We start from the raw sequence: 16,547 nt of genomic DNA, 5'->3' as shown, positions 1-16,547 counted from the left end.
AAACAACAGATATGGGCTTGTATTTGGGTTGCAGTTGAGTTTCATGTCAATAGGATCTAACATTTTAGGAATTGAGAAAAATAAGGTATAGATGGTTACTGTACGTCGTTGGTGGGAACGTAAATTACTACAAGTCGGGTTACTAACTGTAGTAGTGAGTAGTGCCTGGATGTTGAGACAGACGCAGGGTCATTTAGTGCTGGAAATGTACCAATTTGTCAGCCGTCCGTTGCAAATGTTACAAACAGGGACAAGTCCAGAAGAACGTCTTAATGATGCCCGCTTCTTGGAGTTGCAAACGCGGATAGCTGATTTAGAAAATCAAAATAAAAAGCTGAAAAATTTATTAGGCTACGTTGAGAAAGCCCCACTCTCATTACGCCCAATTCCAGCGCGGGTAGTGGGACGTAGTGCTGACCACTGGTGGCAACAAGTTACCCTGAATCGTGGCTCGAATGCTGGCATTGAAGAAGGCTTTATTGTCAAAACGGATGGCGGCTTGGTGGGTTTGATAGAGAATGTCACTCCTAATACTAGTCGTGTGTTGTTAATTAGTGACCTCAAGAGTCAAGTAGGTGTAACAATTAACCGCACATCAGCCAAGGGTGTTTTGCGGGGAGAGGCTTCGGCGGAGGCTGTACTGGAGTTTTATGAAAAAATGCCAAATGTTCAAGTAGGAGATTTAATTTCTACATCTACCTATAGTCAAAAATTTCCGGCTGGTGTGCCAGTAGGACGAGTTAAGTCTCTAGATTTGAAGCAATCTCCAGCATCAGTGGCAAAAGTTGAGCTTTTACCGCCAATACTGTCATTGGATTGGGTAGCTGTATATCCCTTCGTGCAAGATGCTGATTAGTCATAGCCGACAAACCCAGAATTGGCAAACCAAAACTTTAGTGAGATTATTTAAAATCTCTGACAATAATGAAGATGCCTTCATTTAGCGGTAGCAGGCATAGCAAGCCTAAAGCGCCACAGCGAAAATTTCCACTGTTTAATCACCCCCTTGCGTCCTGGCATCCCGGTATACTTAAACTGCTCAATTGGTCAGTAACGTTTGGGTCTGTGCTGTTTTGTTTACTGATGTTACCAACCCGCTTTTTGGGAATGGAATTATTGGGAATTGGGCCTAATTGGCTGTTAATTTGGGTGGTGGCTTGGAGTGTAAAGCGCTCGGTCTGGGAAGGAATATTTGCCGGTATAGTTCTGGGACTACTTCAAGATGCTATGACATCACCTGACCCTACCCATGCGATTACTCTGGGTTGCGTTGGGTTTTTGACTAGTGTGCTGAAAAAGCAGCGTTTTATCCAAGAAGATTTTATTTCTATTGCTTTAATTGTCTTTGTGATGGCAGTTGTGGCAGAAACTATCTTTGGGTTGCAATTAAGTTTGATGGGTGATACCTACGACGGGCAAAGCCTACGCAAAGTGGAATATATTTGGGCATATTATCAACGGGGCGCTCTGGCTTCTGCCATTCTCAGTAGTCTTTGGGCCCCTGTCGTTTATTATCCTTTGAATCTTTGGTGGCAAAAAATGAAATTGTTAGAGCCGAGTTAGAGAATCAGGTTTCTAAATTTTTCGAGAATTTGGGCAAGCACTGGCAATTTTGATTCGAGCTAGAGTTGAGTAAGATACCACATAGCAAACAGTAGCTCCTGGATATTACTGTTGAAGTATCACGACAGCAGCAGCTAGCGTGCAAAATATTGAAAGTACCGCCCAAAATTATGGATAATTTCCCAGTGGTTGCTCAACTAAATTTATCTCTAACCAATGATACTCAGGAAAATGGGCTGATATTGCGAACTGACAAAAGCCCTCTGGGCATCCCAGAAACAGAGCTGGCGCGATCGCCAGTTGAATCTGATTTCCCAGAGAAACAGAGAATCGGCAGTGACTTTGACCGGGCGATGATGCAACGGTGTTTGGCTCTGGCGCGCCTAGCTCTGGGTCGCACTTCACCTAATCCGCTAGTGGGGGCGGTTGTTGTTAAAGATGGAGAGATTGTCGGCGAAGGGTTTCATCCCTGTGCCGGTGAGCCTCATGCAGAAGTTTTTGCTTTGAAAGCAGCAGGTGTGGGCGCTGACTCGACCCAAGAAAATCGCGCTTGTGGTGCCACAGTTTACGTTAATCTTGAACCTTGTAATCATCATGGACGCACTCCCCCTTGTTCAGAAGCGTTAATCGCAGCTGGTGTGGCTAAGGTCGTTGTCGGTATCGTTGACCCAAATCCCTTGGTCGGTGGCGGAGGTATTGCTCGTTTACGTGCGGCTGGTGTTGAGGTAGTTGTCGGAGTAGAAGCCGAAGCCTGTTATCAGCTCAATGAAGCTTTTATCCATCGCATTCTCCATAAACGACCTTTGGGGATTTTGAAATATGCCATGACTCTAGATGGCAAAATTGCTACTACCTCTGGTCACAGTGCTTGGGTGACAAACCAAGATGCTCGTAATGAAGTTCATCAACTGCGGGCCGGGTGCGATGCCATAATTGTTGGTGGCAATACAGTCCGAAAAGATAATCCTTACTTAACCAGTCATCAGCTAGGAGCGCATAATCCCCTGCGGGTGGTGATGAGTCGTCAGCTCAACTTGCCTGAAGATGCCCGCCTGTGGCAAACTGCGGAGGCTCCCACTTTGGTGTTGACAGAGGAGGGTAGCTCACCTGATTTCCAACATTTCTTGCGCCAACAGGGGGTTGAGGTGGTAGAGTTAACATCCCTGACACCAGAATTGGTAATGACCAATTTATACGATCGCGGTTTTTGTAGCGTGCTATGGGAGTGTGGTGGTACTTTGGCCGCCAGTGCGATCGCTCAAGGTGCAGTACAAAAAATTCTGGCTTTTATTGCTCCTAAAATCATTGGTGGTAGTCATGCTGCGACACCTGTAGGTGATTTAGGTTTGACGATCATGACCGAAGCCCTGAACTTGGAACGGGTTCGTTGGCGTGTTGTCGGTTCTGATTGCTTAGTTGAAGGTTATTTGCCCCAAAAAAACTCATAGTTGTTAGTCCATAGCCAAGAGTTTTGACTATGGACTGTAGGCTATTACGAGTTGATTATTCTTAACATTGGCGCTCATAAGCAAGATCACGGATGAGGGTTAACCGAGACTGAATGTAGTCACTGAGGTAATCAGTTTCGTTGGGATCTAACGAGGCTTGCTTTGTAGTTTGTTTTACCAGCCACTGTACCAAGCTAGGATCGTCCATCTGCAATAGTATCCTAGCTTGAGAATTTTCCACCACAGACCAAAGCTGACGCAGAATTTTAGGAGTCATTAAGACCTCAATTTAATCATGAGCTTAGCTGTTTTTAGATTACACAATTTAGTCGGCAGATTACGTCTGCATATACAACCTGAGACAACTATTATTAAAAACTTAATAGAGGGATTTATAAGTTTATGAAGATTAAGTATTGCTTCACTACATTGATAAGTTAATAAAAAGTTACTTAAAAACTTTTTTTAGTATGGTTAGGACTTACGCACAAATTACGGAATAACGAACCACAGAAACGCAGAGAACACAGAGAAATAAGGGTTTGAGAGAGTTTTTGCGTAAGTCCTGATGGTAATTGTGTTTGATAGTTGTTTTAATCAAAATTATTTATAATTATGTCTTAAGTCGTCGCATTTTACTCAACTATTAGATATTTGCGAAATATAACAATTTTCCAGAGACTGTACTACATTAAAGAATAATCAACGACAGATGAACACAGATTTATCTGGGCTTTGTCTCAATGTATATAGCAATCCTCAATAATAAAGATCCCCGACTTCTTCAAGAAGTCGGGGATCTGAGCTTTTCGGTGTTTGCTACTTCTGCTGGGTCTGAATAGCATCCGGGGAAGATTTACACAGGGTTGTGTCCGGATACGACGATGAAACCCACAGAATCAAGCCGAATCTGTGGCTGACGAATACCGTCTAAAATGGCTGTACTCAACGCACTTTCTATTTGCAATTCTTCAGCGAGTGCAGAATCCTCGTTTTGCCGTTTAAGACGCAGGTTTAATTGCTCTACTTTTTTGTTCAATTTCTGTTCAGCAACTTGAGCATATTGTTCGTGCAATTCGATAAAGTCTGGATGGTTTAAGAGTAATTCCCCGGAACTACTACGGGCTTGAAGGCAGAAATTTTTCCACTCCCTAGCATCGACAAAAGCATCAATAATTCCTAAGCGCTCTTTTGCTAGATTAAAATCTCTGGATCTATCACTGTTTCTATCTTTATAAGGTCGTTGCAGGATATTTAAGAGCGATTTATCTTCAACCAAACTCATGGGATTAGAGCGACCATCAACAAAGATAGTTTCTAACATGGGGGGAAATAATGCATCAACCCGCCGCTTCAAAGTTTTGAATTGGGAATTATCTAGTTTGTGGGTTGTTAAAACCTGCTTTACGGCTTCTAAATGTGTTTCCACTACAAAATTGAATCGGAAACCAAACCATTCTTTACCTTCGGTAGCATCCCAAGTTTCATCAGTGCGCCATACAGCAAAAGCTTTACCTCTATCATCCCAATTTATATGGCTGACAAGTGCTTCTACTAATCCTTCGCCAATGCGAAAGAGTTTAGTACCAGAATTTTGGTTTGCTATCCGGCGATTGTAAGTACCAAATTGGTCTGTATTATTATTCGCAAAATGAGTTTTTAGCTCGTCTAGAGAAACCAAAGTGCGCGTTGTTGGTTGATAACGCTTAATTTCGGCTGAGTTGGGATTATTGACTGATTTAAATCCCAGCGCATCACACATCCAGCCTTCAACTGCTTGTTTGATTTCTACATGACTTGCATCGTAATCATCAAGGTCTTGAAAATACTGGGTGGTATTTTCGTCGAGAATATCGATTTCATCGAGTGCAGTTTGCTCGCTAATTTTTAAGGTTTCGGCGGTGATTTGTTGCTGAATTGGCGAAATCATAGCTAATAATCCCGCAGCACCTGATTGAAACAAAGCTGTTTCTAATTCTTTGAGTTTCTCATCTACATAAAATTGTAGACTGGCAATTGATCTTTCAAAGATGTCAAACCCATTTTTGAGAACTTGATACCAAGCATTTTGGGTGCTGTCTTCTAAGAAAGGACCAAGCAAGGCATAAGATTGAATTCCGATTTTGCTGCCAATGCGGTCAAATCTGCCGATTCTTTGCTCTAATTGATTAGGTGACCAAGGCAGGTCAAAGTGAATGAAGCAGTCGGCAAATTGCAGGTTAAGTCCTTCTTCTCCAGAGCGATCGCATACTAAAATAAAGCAGTCGGGATTATTCTGGAATCTAGTTAAGTTTTCCGCCACTTTTTCTCGTGGTTCGCCTAATTGATGGCTGGCGATTGTCTCTGCACCGAAGCTATGAGATAAACGCTCTACAATTTGTTTACCAGATTGGACAAAACTTGTAAATACCACAATTTTCGGCAGAACATCTCCAGGAATGGGTCTGCGAATTCTATGCTGTATTCTGGTGATTAATTCTGGCTTATTTCTGCGAACACTGGCGGAAATTTTGAAGTATGTGGCTAGCTGATTTAGTAGCACTGTATTCAAATTTTCTGTGCGTTCACCTTCATCTACAGGTTGACGCAGAATTTTTAAACAGGATTGCAAAATTTCTTCTTCCCCTGAAAATTTAGGGGTTGTAGTTAAGATGCGAAGCTCATTTTCTTTGAACTCTGGGATGAGTTGAGATGGGGTTTTACCTGTGAGACGGGCGTTAATTACCTGTTCTAATATTCCTAACCAAGTCCCAGAAGCGAGGAATAACAGGAGGAAAATTTGCTGATAGGGCTGTTCTTTCGGGGCGAAAGTACGCCATTTTTCTATGAGTTCGTGAAGATCAAGCGATCGCTCATCTAAATCATATTCTTCTTTTGGTGTCACATCCCGATCAAAGATGACATCTTCCACCGCAGCGCGACGGTTACGCAGCATTCGTCGATGTAGCCGATAGGTTTCACTAATGTGGCTACGAATGGCTGGGATAATTTGCTCTTTCTCAGTGGATTTGGCTTTTAGAGACTTTTCTAAATTGTCCGCCTGATTGATCAAATACTCATCCTCTGCAAACAGTTTTCGCAGTTCCTTGAGATGAGTTTTCAGAACAGTGTCATTTGCACCATCTTGAAAAGAGAGGAGAAATCTGCCAATTTCCTGACAATTTGCCACTCTGGCGCGAAAACCTGCCAAATCATGCAACTTATAGGTGACTGGATCGAGCAGGTGCAACATGGCGAGAAAATCCTGCTCGTGGTTGAGGACAGGAGTAGCAGATAATAAAAGTAAGCGATCGCTTTTATGAGCCAAATTTTTACAAGACTCAAAACGCTGACGCACTGCTGCATCCCTAGAAGTTGCCATAGCCGCAATATGGTGAGCTTCATCTAGAATTAAGCAGCCGATATTCGCTTTCTGGTTGATTCTGTGGACATCTTCCAGCGCCAGCACCACCACCCGTTTACCAAAATGGGAGATGTAAAATTTATTTTCTAACTCAGCCCGCCATTGTGGGAGTAAATATTGCGGAACCAATACCACCGCACCTTTTTTTGGTTCATCCAAGAGGAACTGACGGAGAATTGCACCCGCTTCGATGGTTTTTCCGAGTCCCACCTCATCTGCTAATAAATAGCGCTGAATTGGGTCTTCTAGTACCCGCCGGACAACTTCCACTTGGTGAGGATAAAGTTCAATGTTCGCCGAAATCAACCCTCTCATCCCGCGACTGATAGCGCGTTGTTTAATTAGAGATTTAACAAAAGTTAATCTTTTGTCATGAAAATAGGGTGTTTCGTGACCCTTCATAGCCAGAGTTTCAATCGGGTCTGTGATGGGTATATTACAACGGACATAAATTTCTTGTTCCGTGGCAATTGTCGTCTTTTTGTCGGGTAAATCAATTTGATACATTTCTGCATCTTCATCCCAGGTACAAATTCGACCAATTAACCAGGTATCCTGGGTGGGAGAGCTAATGTAGCATCGAGTTTGAGGCTGAAGTTTAACCTGAGAAAGAGAATCTAAAGGTAAAGTTTTTTGGAGGCGTTGCCCTCCTGAGCAGAAATACTCAACCATCACATCAGGTTGAGATATGTCAGTAACTTTTCCTATTCCCAAATAGTTGTTCTGGGACTGCACCAGTGAACCAAGCTCAATCATAGTTCCAGTTATCTGAAGATCCTAAGATAAATTACTACGCCAAGAGCAATAGCAGCTCTCCACACTAGCGTGATAACCCGGTTCTGGCAACTTGAAGAAAAGGCAGGGGAGTAAAAAGAGGCAGGGGGCAGGGTGCAAGGGGGAGTTTGAAAACGTAAAAGTCAGATTAACTATCAGGTTCTATCGCTATGATTAAGTCAGAACAAAATCATGGCGATACAAAATAATTTCCTAAAATTGATCTTGGGAAAGAGAAATAATGGTAACGACAGTTGTCGTAATTAACACTCTCATTTCACTGATATTATTCTACATAGCTTGGCGAGTGTGGAAACTAAAGCAGTGGATAGGGCGCATAGCTGATAAACTAAACGCCTATGAACGTCATACTCATGGGGTACTGTATAAAGCGCCTGAAAATATTAATCTGAGCCAGCAAAAGATTTATAGTCTGCGCCAAGGAAACGAAAACCTACAGGTACAAATCCAACAAGTACGTCAAATTATCAGCCTGTTATTGTTAGGAAAGCGATTCTGGGGACGCTCTTTCGGCTGGACAGGGTTGACATCAAAAAAAAAGACAGTCGCCAAATAAAAGCAACATTTTCGGCTGACATATTGTCACGATACATTAAATAGATAGAATCATTTGAATCTTGTCAGGGGCAAAATCACACCTAAAATGGGTGTAAGGAGAGAAATAATTAAGATGTCTAATAATCGTTCTGGAGTATTTGTTGGCGGTTTCATGCTGGGAGCTACTATTGGTGCTTTAACTGGTTTGCTCGTAGCCCCACGCACAGGGCGCGAAACGCGGAAAATTTTGCAAAAGTCCGCCAATGCTATCCCAGACTTGGCAGAAGATTTATCAACAAGTGTACAAATTCAGGCAGATCGACTTTCTGCCAGCGCCGTGAGAAATTGGGATGATACCTTAGAGAAACTACAAGAAGCGATCGCGGCTGGTGTAGATGCTAGTCAACGCGAAAGCCAAAACTTGAAGCAGCAACAAGCTCAAAACGACTCAGATTCTCTTTCCCAGCAATTGTAACGCTCATAGATGGCATAACCGTGATTGATCCCCTGTTTTGGTTGGGACTGTCTTTATTCTTAGTCGCCGCCAGTCTGACGGCTGTTTTCGTAGCGGCTATACCGGCTTTGCAGGAGTTAGCACGTGCTGCGCGCAGTGCAGAAAAGCTGTTTGACACTCTCTCACGGGAGTTACCACCTACTTTAATTTCCATCCGCAAAACAGGGATGGAAATCACAGATTTAACCGATGATGTCAGTGAAGGTGTACAAAGCGCAGGTAAAGTCGTTAAGCAAGTTGACCAAAGTCTAGATAGTGCGAGAAAACAAGCTAAAAATGTGCAAATAACTACTCGCAGCCTGGTTGTAGGTGTGAAAACTGCTTGGAAGTCCTTTACACGCCCCAAACCTGCGCGGCGAGTTGAACGCCTACCAATTAATGAAAAACCACCGCTAACGTTGCGAGAACGAGAAATTAAGAAGGGAGTGGGGAGTAGGGAGTAGGGGAGAAGAGGCAGGGGTGCAGGGTGCAGGGTGCAGAGGGGAGAAGAGGCAGGGGTGCAGGGTGCAGGGTGCAGGGGGGAGAAGACGGTGGTAACTTCCCAATGACCAATGACTAATGACCAATGACTCATGACTAACCTTTGCTTAAATCCCTTAGATTAGAGTAAAGTAAACAAGTGTAAAGAAGTATCACTTTTCCCATACTCTTTTAAAACCACTTGTTCACTTCTACTGTCTATATTTATATAACAACGTCCATGCAGTCTTGTTTTTGGCGACGCACTCTGGTATCTATTGCTGTATTTTTCTTGGCTGGGTCAATGTGGGTAATGCACTCCCCCCCGGCACTGGCTTATGATAATCCTGATTTATTACCCAACTTTCAAACTCCAGTTATAGATTTAGCTAAAACTCTCACAGATATTCAAGAAGCAGAACTGATCACTGATTTAGAGCAATTTGAAGGTGAAACTGGCTGGAAACTGAGAGTCTTAACCCAGTTTGACCGCACCCCAGGTCGCGCAGTGATTAATTATTGGGGTTTAGATGATAAAAGTATTTTGCTAGTTGCTGATTCTCGTGGCGGTAACATTCTCAGCTTTAGTGTGGGGGATGCCGTTTATGAATTTCTCCCCCGGACTTTTTGGATAGAATTACAAACCCGTTTCGGAAATTTATATTTTGTCCGAGACGAAGGCGAAGACCAAGCCATTTTGCAAGCTTTAAGTTCAGTTAAAGGCTGTTTGCTTCAAGGTGGTTGCTCAGTGGTTCCTGGATTACCGAGGGAACAATGGATACTGACACTGATTACCTCAGTTGTGGGGGGAATAATTTGTGGTTTTGCCGCTCATCCCCAAAAAGAAGGACAGGTTTTTGCTTGGCAATGGGCTTTAATTTTTTCACCTTTGTGGGGAATTTTGTTTATTGCCTTCGGTATTGGCCCAGTTGTGACGCGCACCAGCGATTGGTTGCCTCTAGTTCGTAATATCTCTGGTTTTTTCATTGGGGCTTTAGTTGCCTTCTTGTCTCCGTTTTTGACTCGTTCTTCTTCTAATGCCGAGTCCTGAATTTATATGTGCTGAGTAAAAATCAAAATACTCAGCACTCAGCGTTCCTGAAGCTGATAAGCTGAAAGCTGGTATCTCAGGGCTGAATCGCAATGGAATGGCACGTAACCGATGCTCAAAGTTTAGCAATCATTGATAGTGAAATAGGTGATCATGTTTTTTCACCCGCAGAGTATGAGATTGTCCGGCGGGTGATATACGCTACGGCTGACTTTGAATATAAATCTCTGATTCACTTTTCTGAACGTGCTTTACAAGCTGGTGCAGCAGCTTTGGCGGCACGCACGACAATTGTGGTAGATGTGCCAATGGTACAGGTGGGTATTGCCCAGGATATTCAAAATACTTTTGCTAATCCAGTCTATTGCAGCCTGGAAACTGTCACACGCCCCCAAAAACAAAAATCTCGTGCTGCTTGGGGAATTGAAACTTTAGCCAAGCGTTACCCAGAGGGGATTTTTGTGGTGGGTCAAGCGCAAACAGCCCTGACTGCTTTGGTGGAGTTAATTGCATCTGAAGAAATTCAGCCGGCTTTGATAATTGCTACTCCAGTGGGTTTTGTGAATGCGGATAAGGCTAAGGAGAGTTTGCAAGACTCTCAAGTTCCTTACATCATCATTGACAGTCGCAAAGGTAATGCAGTTGTAGCATCTGCCATAGTTGATGGATTGGTAGATTTGGCTTGGCAAGCCTATGGACAGGAGAGAGTTAAAAATTAATAGTTCAAAGAATAAACGTAGACGCACTAGCGGCTTGCCGCAGGCTACCGCAGAGGCACAGAGAACACGGAGGAAAACGGAACACTGAGGCTGATTGTTTTAGAGGCCAATATTATGCTTCTTCCATTCTCTGGCGACGGCGGGGTGGTCTTTCCTGTTGGTTTTTACGCAAACGGCGACTAACTTCATTAAAAAAATCTCTTCGCAGATAAGGATAGTCATTCACCCACAAGTCATGACTGGGAATGTATACATCACTGAATTCTTCAATGCTGCTCAAATCAGAACGGTTCGACATGACGATCATTTCGGCAATTTGACCACGAACAATCACTTTGTGAGAGTTACGTAGTGGTGCTTGTAACTCTACGGTAAATCCTGTATTGTCTCCAACCTCTAAGTTGATGCGTTTTTCTCTATTTTCAACAATTACTAATTCTCCTTTGTTGTTAACGGTTTCCTGTTTTCCCATTAATTTGTCTGTAATCCACCAATCTAGAACTCGACCCCGGAAAAAGCCACTGTATTTATAACGGCGGCATTTTACATTTCTCATACTTGCCTGAAACACGGGATACCACAGCCAAAAAAAGGCACCCATGACTCCAATTAAAAATGTAACGGGGCCGAATTCTAGTCTCAACAGGACTTCCGCCAACAGAATGATCGCTATGGCGATGACAGAAATTAACAGTCGCTGCAAAAAGTTTGAAAATTTACCCGCGTAATACTGGTACTGCGCGCCAGTACCAATCAGGGGGATGAGTTGTTCAAATTTTTTCCGAGTCAGTGGAACTAACATAAGTGCTGATTTTGCCAGTTAAAGTATTTTTTCTAATCCATACACTAAGGACTTGAGCAGCGAGACTTTGCGAATTGCTAGCAGGACTCCTGGCATATAACAGGAGCGATCGCTTGTATCATGTCTTAATGTATAAATTTGACCGGGTGCGCCAAATATCACTTCTTGATGGGCTATGAGTCCCGGCAAGCGCACACTATGAATTCTAATGCCTTCTTCTGCTAAACTACCCCTGGCTCCTGGAATTTTTTCAGTTTCTTCTACAATAGCGGTGTTAAAAGGTTTACCAAGTTCTCCTAGTAATTGTGCGGTTTGAATCGCTGTCCCACTGGGAGCATCGGCTTTTTGGTTATGGTGGAGTTCAATAATTTCTACATGGTCGAAATATTGAGAAGCTGTGACTGCGGCTTGCTGTAACAGTACCATCCCAATGGAAAAGTTAGGAATAATTAGACAACCTGTACTAGCTTTTTCGGCAAAGTCGGCTAAGTTTTGGAGTTGTTCTGGACTTAAGCCTGTGGTTCCTACTACTGGACGAATCCCATAGGCGATCGCACTCCGCACATTATCATAAACTCCATCAGGGTGGGTAAAGTCTACCATCACCCCTGGAGGAGAGTTTCTATCGCCAGCTACATAACCCAGCATGGCTTCAAATTGGTTGGTAATCGGCACTTCTAAAGGTTCGCTTAAACCTGCCAATTCTCCAGCATCTTGGTCTTGATGTTCTGGACTGGTGTCAATTGCAGCCACTAAGTTTAAATCTGGGGCTTGGGCGATCGCTTTAATCACTTCGCGACCCATTTTGCCAGCCGCACCGTTTACAATAACTGGGATAAGAGCTTGATTTGTCATAATTCGTAATTCGTAATTCGTAATTCGTAATTCGTAGTTCGTAGTTTCGGGTGCGCGTAACATTACTCGAATACTGGCGACCAAATTTCGGCAATGTTCACTTCCCAACCGGGGAGTAAGTCGGGTAGGGTCAGCACATCACCATTTTGTAATCCTATTTTCTCACTAGAACGGTAAACTTCCATAGTTCTGGTTCTGGGGTCAATTAAAATGCCGATTTGAGTACCCAGGCTGATAAATTCTTGAATTTTTTCCCGGAGTTTATCTAAGGAATCGGTTTTAGATTTCACCTCAACTACTAAATCAGGGAGCAATTCGGCATAATCTTCTGTAGAACGCTTGAGCCTATCTGCTCGGATAAATGATACATCGGGAGCGCGTAAATCTTTGTTAGGTAGTCTAAAGCCGGCGCTGGAACCAGCTACACGTCCTAACTGCCGAGGTCTTACCCAATTCCTCAGCAACGCTGCAAATTCAGTTCCTACTTCTTCCGATTCGTAACCTGATGGACTCATAACAACTACGTTCCCGTCTACCAATTCCATGCGATAGTCAGGATGAGCTGCTTGCATTTTCTCTAAGTCTTGGACAGTGAGAGACATAAGACCTCCTGAAATACCTAAATATATCTTGGCATTTCTGGTGAAAGTCAGGCGAAGATAAAACTTGGAGAATTTTTGTGAATAAATATACAATTGTCACTTGCGTTAGTCAATAAGGTCACTGGTGTGATCTGAAATTCTCACGCAGATTATATGTGCAACTGCTATGAAAATGATTATCATTTAATTATGAGTATACCGATGATTACTGTTGTTGCTGGCCCCGCTGGTTGTGGCAAAACTACTTGGATTTGCCAACAGCTACGTAATACAGCTTCTGCGGAAAATGTAATTTATTTTAGCCCTGGAACTGGGAATGTCCCCATTGACCAGATTCGCCTGAGTGCGGAGTTTCCAGAGGTAAAAGTTTTTAGTGATGGCCAAGAAGTAGAATTTCTCAACCAGCTAGCAGGGGCTGAGACGATTTATATAGAATTAGGATTTTACTTAGAACTGAGAACAATTGAGCAAATTGTCGGAAATGTACCATATCAGTCTGTTGCAGTTTTACCGTCACAGCTGAAAGATTCGGAATATCACGCCTGGGCTGAAAAAATTGTCAAAGGGCTAGATATTGAGATTAATATCAGCCTAAATCAGATTTGGCGATCGCCTACTAATGGTCAAGTGATCGACGAAGATAGTTTAAATGAGTTTTGGTATGAACTATCTCACGGTGCTTATGGTACAGTCAGCCGTGCTAAGGGAATTTTTGATGTTGCTGATGGTAGGGCATTATACGCCGATTTTGTCGCGGGTGTACTGACAACAGACTTTCTGGAATTAGACTTACCACGCCACTTAGAAGGAAGACCACAGCGTTTCAGTGGTATTGAAACCTGGGGAGAAAACTTGGATGAGTCTGCTATTAGACAAACATTACAAGATTGCTATTTGTCAGATAGTGCGATCGCACAATACCAAGAACAAGTAAAACAAATCCTAACAGAGGAGACTATACAGTGAAAATAGCAGTCATGTCATGTATTCATGGCAATTATGAAGCATTAGATGCCGTCTTATTAGATATAGACCAGCAAAAAGCTGATAAAATCTTTTGTCTAGGCGACTTAGTGGGATATGGCCCTCATCCCAATGAAGTAGTTACACAAATTCGTTCTCTAGACATTCCCACCTGTGTGGGTTGTTGGGATGAAGATATTGTAGAAGGTTTGAATGCGTGTGACTGTAGTTATCCATCCTTATTAGCTGAGAAACGCGGAAAAATTGCTCATGAGTGGACAAATAACGAAATACATCCAGAACACCGGGAATTTTTCGCCCAACTACCCCACAGTTTACGAGAGGAAAATTTAGCCTTCGTTCATGGTAGCCCTCACAGTAACCACGAGTATTTATTACCAGAACTTGATGCCTTTGCTGCCTTAGAGCGAGTACTTTCCACAGATGCAGATGTACTTTTTTGTGGACATACCCATGTGCCTTATGTACGTAATTTAGACGGAGGTAGTTTAAAAATTCGTGTCCAAGGGCAGGAAAAAGTAGCAACAGAAAAGAGCTTTAATGCTTCCCTAAAGAGGATTGTGAATGTTGGTTCTGTAGGCGAACCCCGACATGGGCGACCCAATGCCACTTATGTAATTTACGACACAGACAACCAAAAAGTAAATCTGAGGGAAGTACCTTACGACTATGAGAAAACTTGTGCCGCAATCATTGAAAAAGGTTTACCAAAAATATTTGCGTGGCGTTTAGCCCAGGGTTTGGAATTTGCGGAAAGGGCTGATGACCCCACCCATGTTTGTACTCGGTAATGGGGAGTAGGGAATTAGTAATCCAAAATCTAAAATCTAAAATCTAAAATCTAAAATCTAAAATTTGTATGAATAGGTGGGCAATTTTAAGCGGAATTGAAGGTAATTTGGCGGCTTATGAAGCTGTAATGGCGGATATTAAGCGTCAGAATAATGTGGAGGCTTTATATATTTTGGGCGATTTAGTCGGACCCCGGCGCGAAACTGAACAGTTAGTCAAACGAGTGCTGAACCCCCGAAGTGGAGAACTAGAACCACTGATTTGTAAAGGTTGGTGGGAAGAACAGTGTTTTATTCTCCACGGACTGGGGGGAACTGGCGAACCTACAGAATTGATGGCGAAATATGGGGGAGAAACAGTTAAATTGCTGTGGGAGTGCGTTTCCCGTCCGATGGCACAATGGTTAATGACACTCGACTTTGGTTTTTTTGAACTAGATTCTTTGTTAATTCACGGGACAACAGTAGGAATTGACGAGGAACTTACCCCAGACACACCCCCGATTCAAATGCTAGACCGCTTATCACGAATGCAAGCCAATAACTTATTTTGTGGTCGTTCTGGTTTGGCTTTTCAATATCAGCTACAAGCAGGGTCAATTACTACCGGAGTCACAACCCTAGATAGTCCAGCATCTCCCAAAACTGTAGAAATTTCGGCGCGTCAGGTTATCGGGGTGGGTAATGTTGGCAGAAAGCCAGGGGAAGCAGTTTATACTCTCTATCATCCAGGGACGAATCATGTAGAGTTTAAAACTGTTCGTTATGGTGTGAGTCAAGGTTTTCAGTCCTAGTCAGATGTCACACCGGAAATAGTTACTAGCTGATAAACAACTAGCCTTATACTAAATTAATATAGGACTACTATTTGACTTTTGAACAGACACGTAGGGTGTGTTAGCGGTAGCGTAACGCACCAAAGCCTTAATAATGGTGCGTTACGGACTTCATCCTAACGCACCCTACAATACTACAATACTTAATTTTTTCATAAATCAAACCGGATTCCTATATGAAGCTGCATGGAATAAAATATCCAGAATAATTGAACGCAGATGGACACAGATGGACGCAGATAAAGATGGATTAATCAAGGAATGTCAGGATGATGTGCAGCTTCACATAAAATTGGTATTAATTATTTAAATTTATCTAACTTGTTGGCGCAACCTTCCAAAACCATATCGCCCCGGATGAAAAGTGCTGAGTAAGGATGTAAGTTGTCTGACATTCCATCGCTACAGCTATCGACTTTTTTGATAATTAACATACTGTTTGCTTTGTCACCCAGTCGATACACTCGCACTGTATCTGGGGTGCGTCCATCAGCCCCCAATGGTTTGACAGAGGGGAAAGTTTGCTTTTCGTCAGTTCCTAATGAAGAATAGACAATTTCAGTTTGGGTAACATCGACACTCCAAAATGGTTCAGTACCATAAGCCCGAAATTCTAGATTGTCGGTAGTAGGATTGCTGGAAATTACTGGATTATTGTCATTATTGGTGCTGTTAGCTGGTACGCAACTACTCAGTCCTAATAAAAGAGTGCAAAAGATGAAAGTTTTCATGAAATCAACAATGTATAACAACTAATACACTTTACCTACAATTACGGAAGCCGTCAGGTAGAATTTCTGAGAATTACCGTGGCTTCAGCCTGTGGAGTGTCAAAATATGAGATGTAACGTTTATTTGCAAAGTCAGTTATGCCGAAAGCAATTTGGAATGGTACTGTGTTAGCCGAAAGCGATAACACAATTGTGGTCGAAGGTAACCATTATTTCCCAACCGACGCTATCAATAAGGAATACTTCCAAGAAAGTAATACTCATAGTACTTGTCCTTGGAAAGGTGTTGCTAGCTACTACAGTATCGAAGTTGATGGACAGACCAACCAAGATGCAGCCTGGTACTATCCTAGTGCCAAAGAGAAGGCTAAAAATATTGAAGGCTATGTCGCTTTCTGGAAAGGTGTGAAAGTCGAAGCTTAGTTTGTAGTTGACCTTTGTAAAAATTTCGACTTTT

At 42.8% G+C, this 16,547-nt stretch carries 18 protein-coding genes; 12 read left to right on the top strand and 6 right to left on the bottom strand.

Features of this window, described 5'->3' with window-relative positions:
* Nucleotides 1-91: 91 nt before the first annotated feature.
* The 3 genes from mreC (at nucleotide 92) to ribD (ending at nucleotide 3,011) form a co-directional block, all read left to right on the top strand.
* Nucleotides 92-856, top strand: coding sequence for a rod shape-determining protein MreC (gene mreC, locus AACX33_RS07640; RefSeq protein ID WP_193997718.1), 765 nt, complete (start codon nucleotides 92-94; stop codon nucleotides 854-856).
* A 68-nt stretch (nucleotides 857-924) separates the two neighbouring features.
* Nucleotides 925-1,563 carry a rod shape-determining protein MreD gene (mreD, locus tag AACX33_RS07635; protein WP_193997719.1) on the top strand — a complete coding sequence of 213 codons (639 nt, stop codon included), beginning with the start codon at nucleotides 925-927 and terminating at the stop codon, nucleotides 1,561-1,563.
* Between the two features lie 170 nt (nucleotides 1,564-1,733).
* A complete protein-coding gene (ribD, locus tag AACX33_RS07630) occupies nucleotides 1,734-3,011 on the top strand; it encodes a bifunctional diaminohydroxyphosphoribosylaminopyrimidine deaminase/5-amino-6-(5-phosphoribosylamino)uracil reductase RibD (protein ID WP_193997720.1) in 1,278 nt (425 codons plus the stop codon).
* A gap of 61 nt (nucleotides 3,012-3,072) precedes the next feature.
* Here ribD and AACX33_RS07625 read toward each other — a convergent pair whose 3' ends face one another.
* Nucleotides 3,073-3,288 (bottom strand): hypothetical protein, encoded by a 216-nt coding sequence (locus AACX33_RS07625; RefSeq protein ID WP_193997721.1) that lies wholly within the window; start codon nucleotides 3,286-3,288, stop codon nucleotides 3,073-3,075.
* 579 nt (nucleotides 3,289-3,867) lie between these two features.
* Complete coding sequence (dpdE, locus tag AACX33_RS07620) at nucleotides 3,868-7,170, bottom strand: protein DpdE (protein WP_193997722.1); 3,303 nt, start codon at nucleotides 7,168-7,170, stop codon at nucleotides 3,868-3,870.
* A gap of 259 nt (nucleotides 7,171-7,429) precedes the next feature.
* On the opposite strand from dpdE, the gene AACX33_RS07615 reads away from it, so the two are divergent.
* The 5 genes from AACX33_RS07615 (at nucleotide 7,430) to AACX33_RS07595 (ending at nucleotide 10,489) form a co-directional block, all read left to right on the top strand.
* On the top strand, nucleotides 7,430-7,765 hold the full coding sequence (locus tag AACX33_RS07615) for a hypothetical protein (RefSeq protein WP_193997723.1): 336 nt from the start codon (nucleotides 7,430-7,432) through the stop codon (nucleotides 7,763-7,765).
* A gap of 114 nt (nucleotides 7,766-7,879) precedes the next feature.
* On the top strand, nucleotides 7,880-8,221 hold the full coding sequence (locus AACX33_RS07610) for a YtxH domain-containing protein (protein WP_193997724.1): 342 nt from the start codon (nucleotides 7,880-7,882) through the stop codon (nucleotides 8,219-8,221).
* 20 nt (nucleotides 8,222-8,241) lie between these two features.
* Nucleotides 8,242-8,703: a hypothetical protein gene (locus AACX33_RS07605; protein WP_193997725.1), complete on the top strand. Its 462-nt coding sequence runs from the start codon at nucleotides 8,242-8,244 to the stop codon at nucleotides 8,701-8,703.
* A 257-nt stretch (nucleotides 8,704-8,960) separates the two neighbouring features.
* Nucleotides 8,961-9,770 carry a TPM domain-containing protein gene (locus tag AACX33_RS07600; RefSeq protein WP_193997726.1) on the top strand — a complete coding sequence of 270 codons (810 nt, stop codon included), beginning with the start codon at nucleotides 8,961-8,963 and terminating at the stop codon, nucleotides 9,768-9,770.
* A 92-nt stretch (nucleotides 9,771-9,862) separates the two neighbouring features.
* Nucleotides 9,863-10,489 (top strand): precorrin-8X methylmutase, encoded by a 627-nt coding sequence (locus tag AACX33_RS07595; protein WP_193997727.1) that lies wholly within the window; start codon nucleotides 9,863-9,865, stop codon nucleotides 10,487-10,489.
* Between the two features lie 112 nt (nucleotides 10,490-10,601).
* Here AACX33_RS07595 and AACX33_RS07590 read toward each other — a convergent pair whose 3' ends face one another.
* From AACX33_RS07590 to AACX33_RS07580, 3 genes are all read right to left on the bottom strand, one after another.
* Nucleotides 10,602-11,291, bottom strand: coding sequence for a phosphate ABC transporter permease (locus AACX33_RS07590; RefSeq protein ID WP_193997728.1), 690 nt, complete (start codon nucleotides 11,289-11,291; stop codon nucleotides 10,602-10,604).
* Between the two features lie 18 nt (nucleotides 11,292-11,309).
* The gene (dapB, locus tag AACX33_RS07585) at nucleotides 11,310-12,146 is read right to left on the bottom strand and encodes a 4-hydroxy-tetrahydrodipicolinate reductase (RefSeq protein WP_193998024.1); all 837 of its coding nucleotides are present in this window, start codon (nucleotides 12,144-12,146) and stop codon (nucleotides 11,310-11,312) included.
* A gap of 62 nt (nucleotides 12,147-12,208) precedes the next feature.
* Nucleotides 12,209-12,748: a Uma2 family endonuclease gene (locus AACX33_RS07580; RefSeq protein ID WP_193997729.1), complete on the bottom strand. Its 540-nt coding sequence runs from the start codon at nucleotides 12,746-12,748 to the stop codon at nucleotides 12,209-12,211.
* A gap of 189 nt (nucleotides 12,749-12,937) precedes the next feature.
* On the opposite strand from AACX33_RS07580, the gene AACX33_RS07575 reads away from it, so the two are divergent.
* The 3 genes from AACX33_RS07575 (at nucleotide 12,938) to AACX33_RS07565 (ending at nucleotide 15,317) form a co-directional block, all read left to right on the top strand.
* On the top strand, nucleotides 12,938-13,714 hold the full coding sequence (locus AACX33_RS07575; protein ID WP_193998025.1) for a CobW C-terminal domain-containing protein: 777 nt from the start codon (nucleotides 12,938-12,940) through the stop codon (nucleotides 13,712-13,714).
* Nucleotides 13,711-14,523, top strand: a complete 813-nt coding sequence (locus AACX33_RS07570) for a metallophosphoesterase family protein (RefSeq protein WP_193997730.1) — start codon at nucleotides 13,711-13,713, stop codon at nucleotides 14,521-14,523. Before AACX33_RS07575 ends, AACX33_RS07570 begins: the two co-directional genes overlap by 4 nt.
* Before the next feature lie 68 nt (nucleotides 14,524-14,591).
* Nucleotides 14,592-15,317, top strand: a complete 726-nt coding sequence (locus tag AACX33_RS07565; protein WP_193997731.1) for a metallophosphatase — start codon at nucleotides 14,592-14,594, stop codon at nucleotides 15,315-15,317.
* Between the two features lie 344 nt (nucleotides 15,318-15,661).
* On the opposite strand, the gene AACX33_RS07560 is transcribed toward AACX33_RS07565, so the two are convergent.
* Nucleotides 15,662-16,090 (bottom strand): COG3650 family protein, encoded by a 429-nt coding sequence (locus tag AACX33_RS07560; RefSeq protein ID WP_193997732.1) that lies wholly within the window; start codon nucleotides 16,088-16,090, stop codon nucleotides 15,662-15,664.
* A 138-nt stretch (nucleotides 16,091-16,228) separates the two neighbouring features.
* On the opposite strand from AACX33_RS07560, the gene AACX33_RS07555 reads away from it, so the two are divergent.
* Nucleotides 16,229-16,513 (top strand): DUF427 domain-containing protein, encoded by a 285-nt coding sequence (locus tag AACX33_RS07555; RefSeq protein ID WP_193997733.1) that lies wholly within the window; start codon nucleotides 16,229-16,231, stop codon nucleotides 16,511-16,513.
* The last annotated feature ends 34 nt before the right edge of the window (nucleotides 16,514-16,547 follow it).

Origin of the sequence: Nodularia sp. LEGE 04288, from assembly GCF_963896525.1 — a bacterium.
GTDB lineage: Bacteria > Cyanobacteriota > Cyanobacteriia > Cyanobacteriales > Nostocaceae > Nodularia.
Note: the sequence above shows the minus strand (reverse complement) of the source record. Positions and strands in the feature narration are given on the sequence as shown.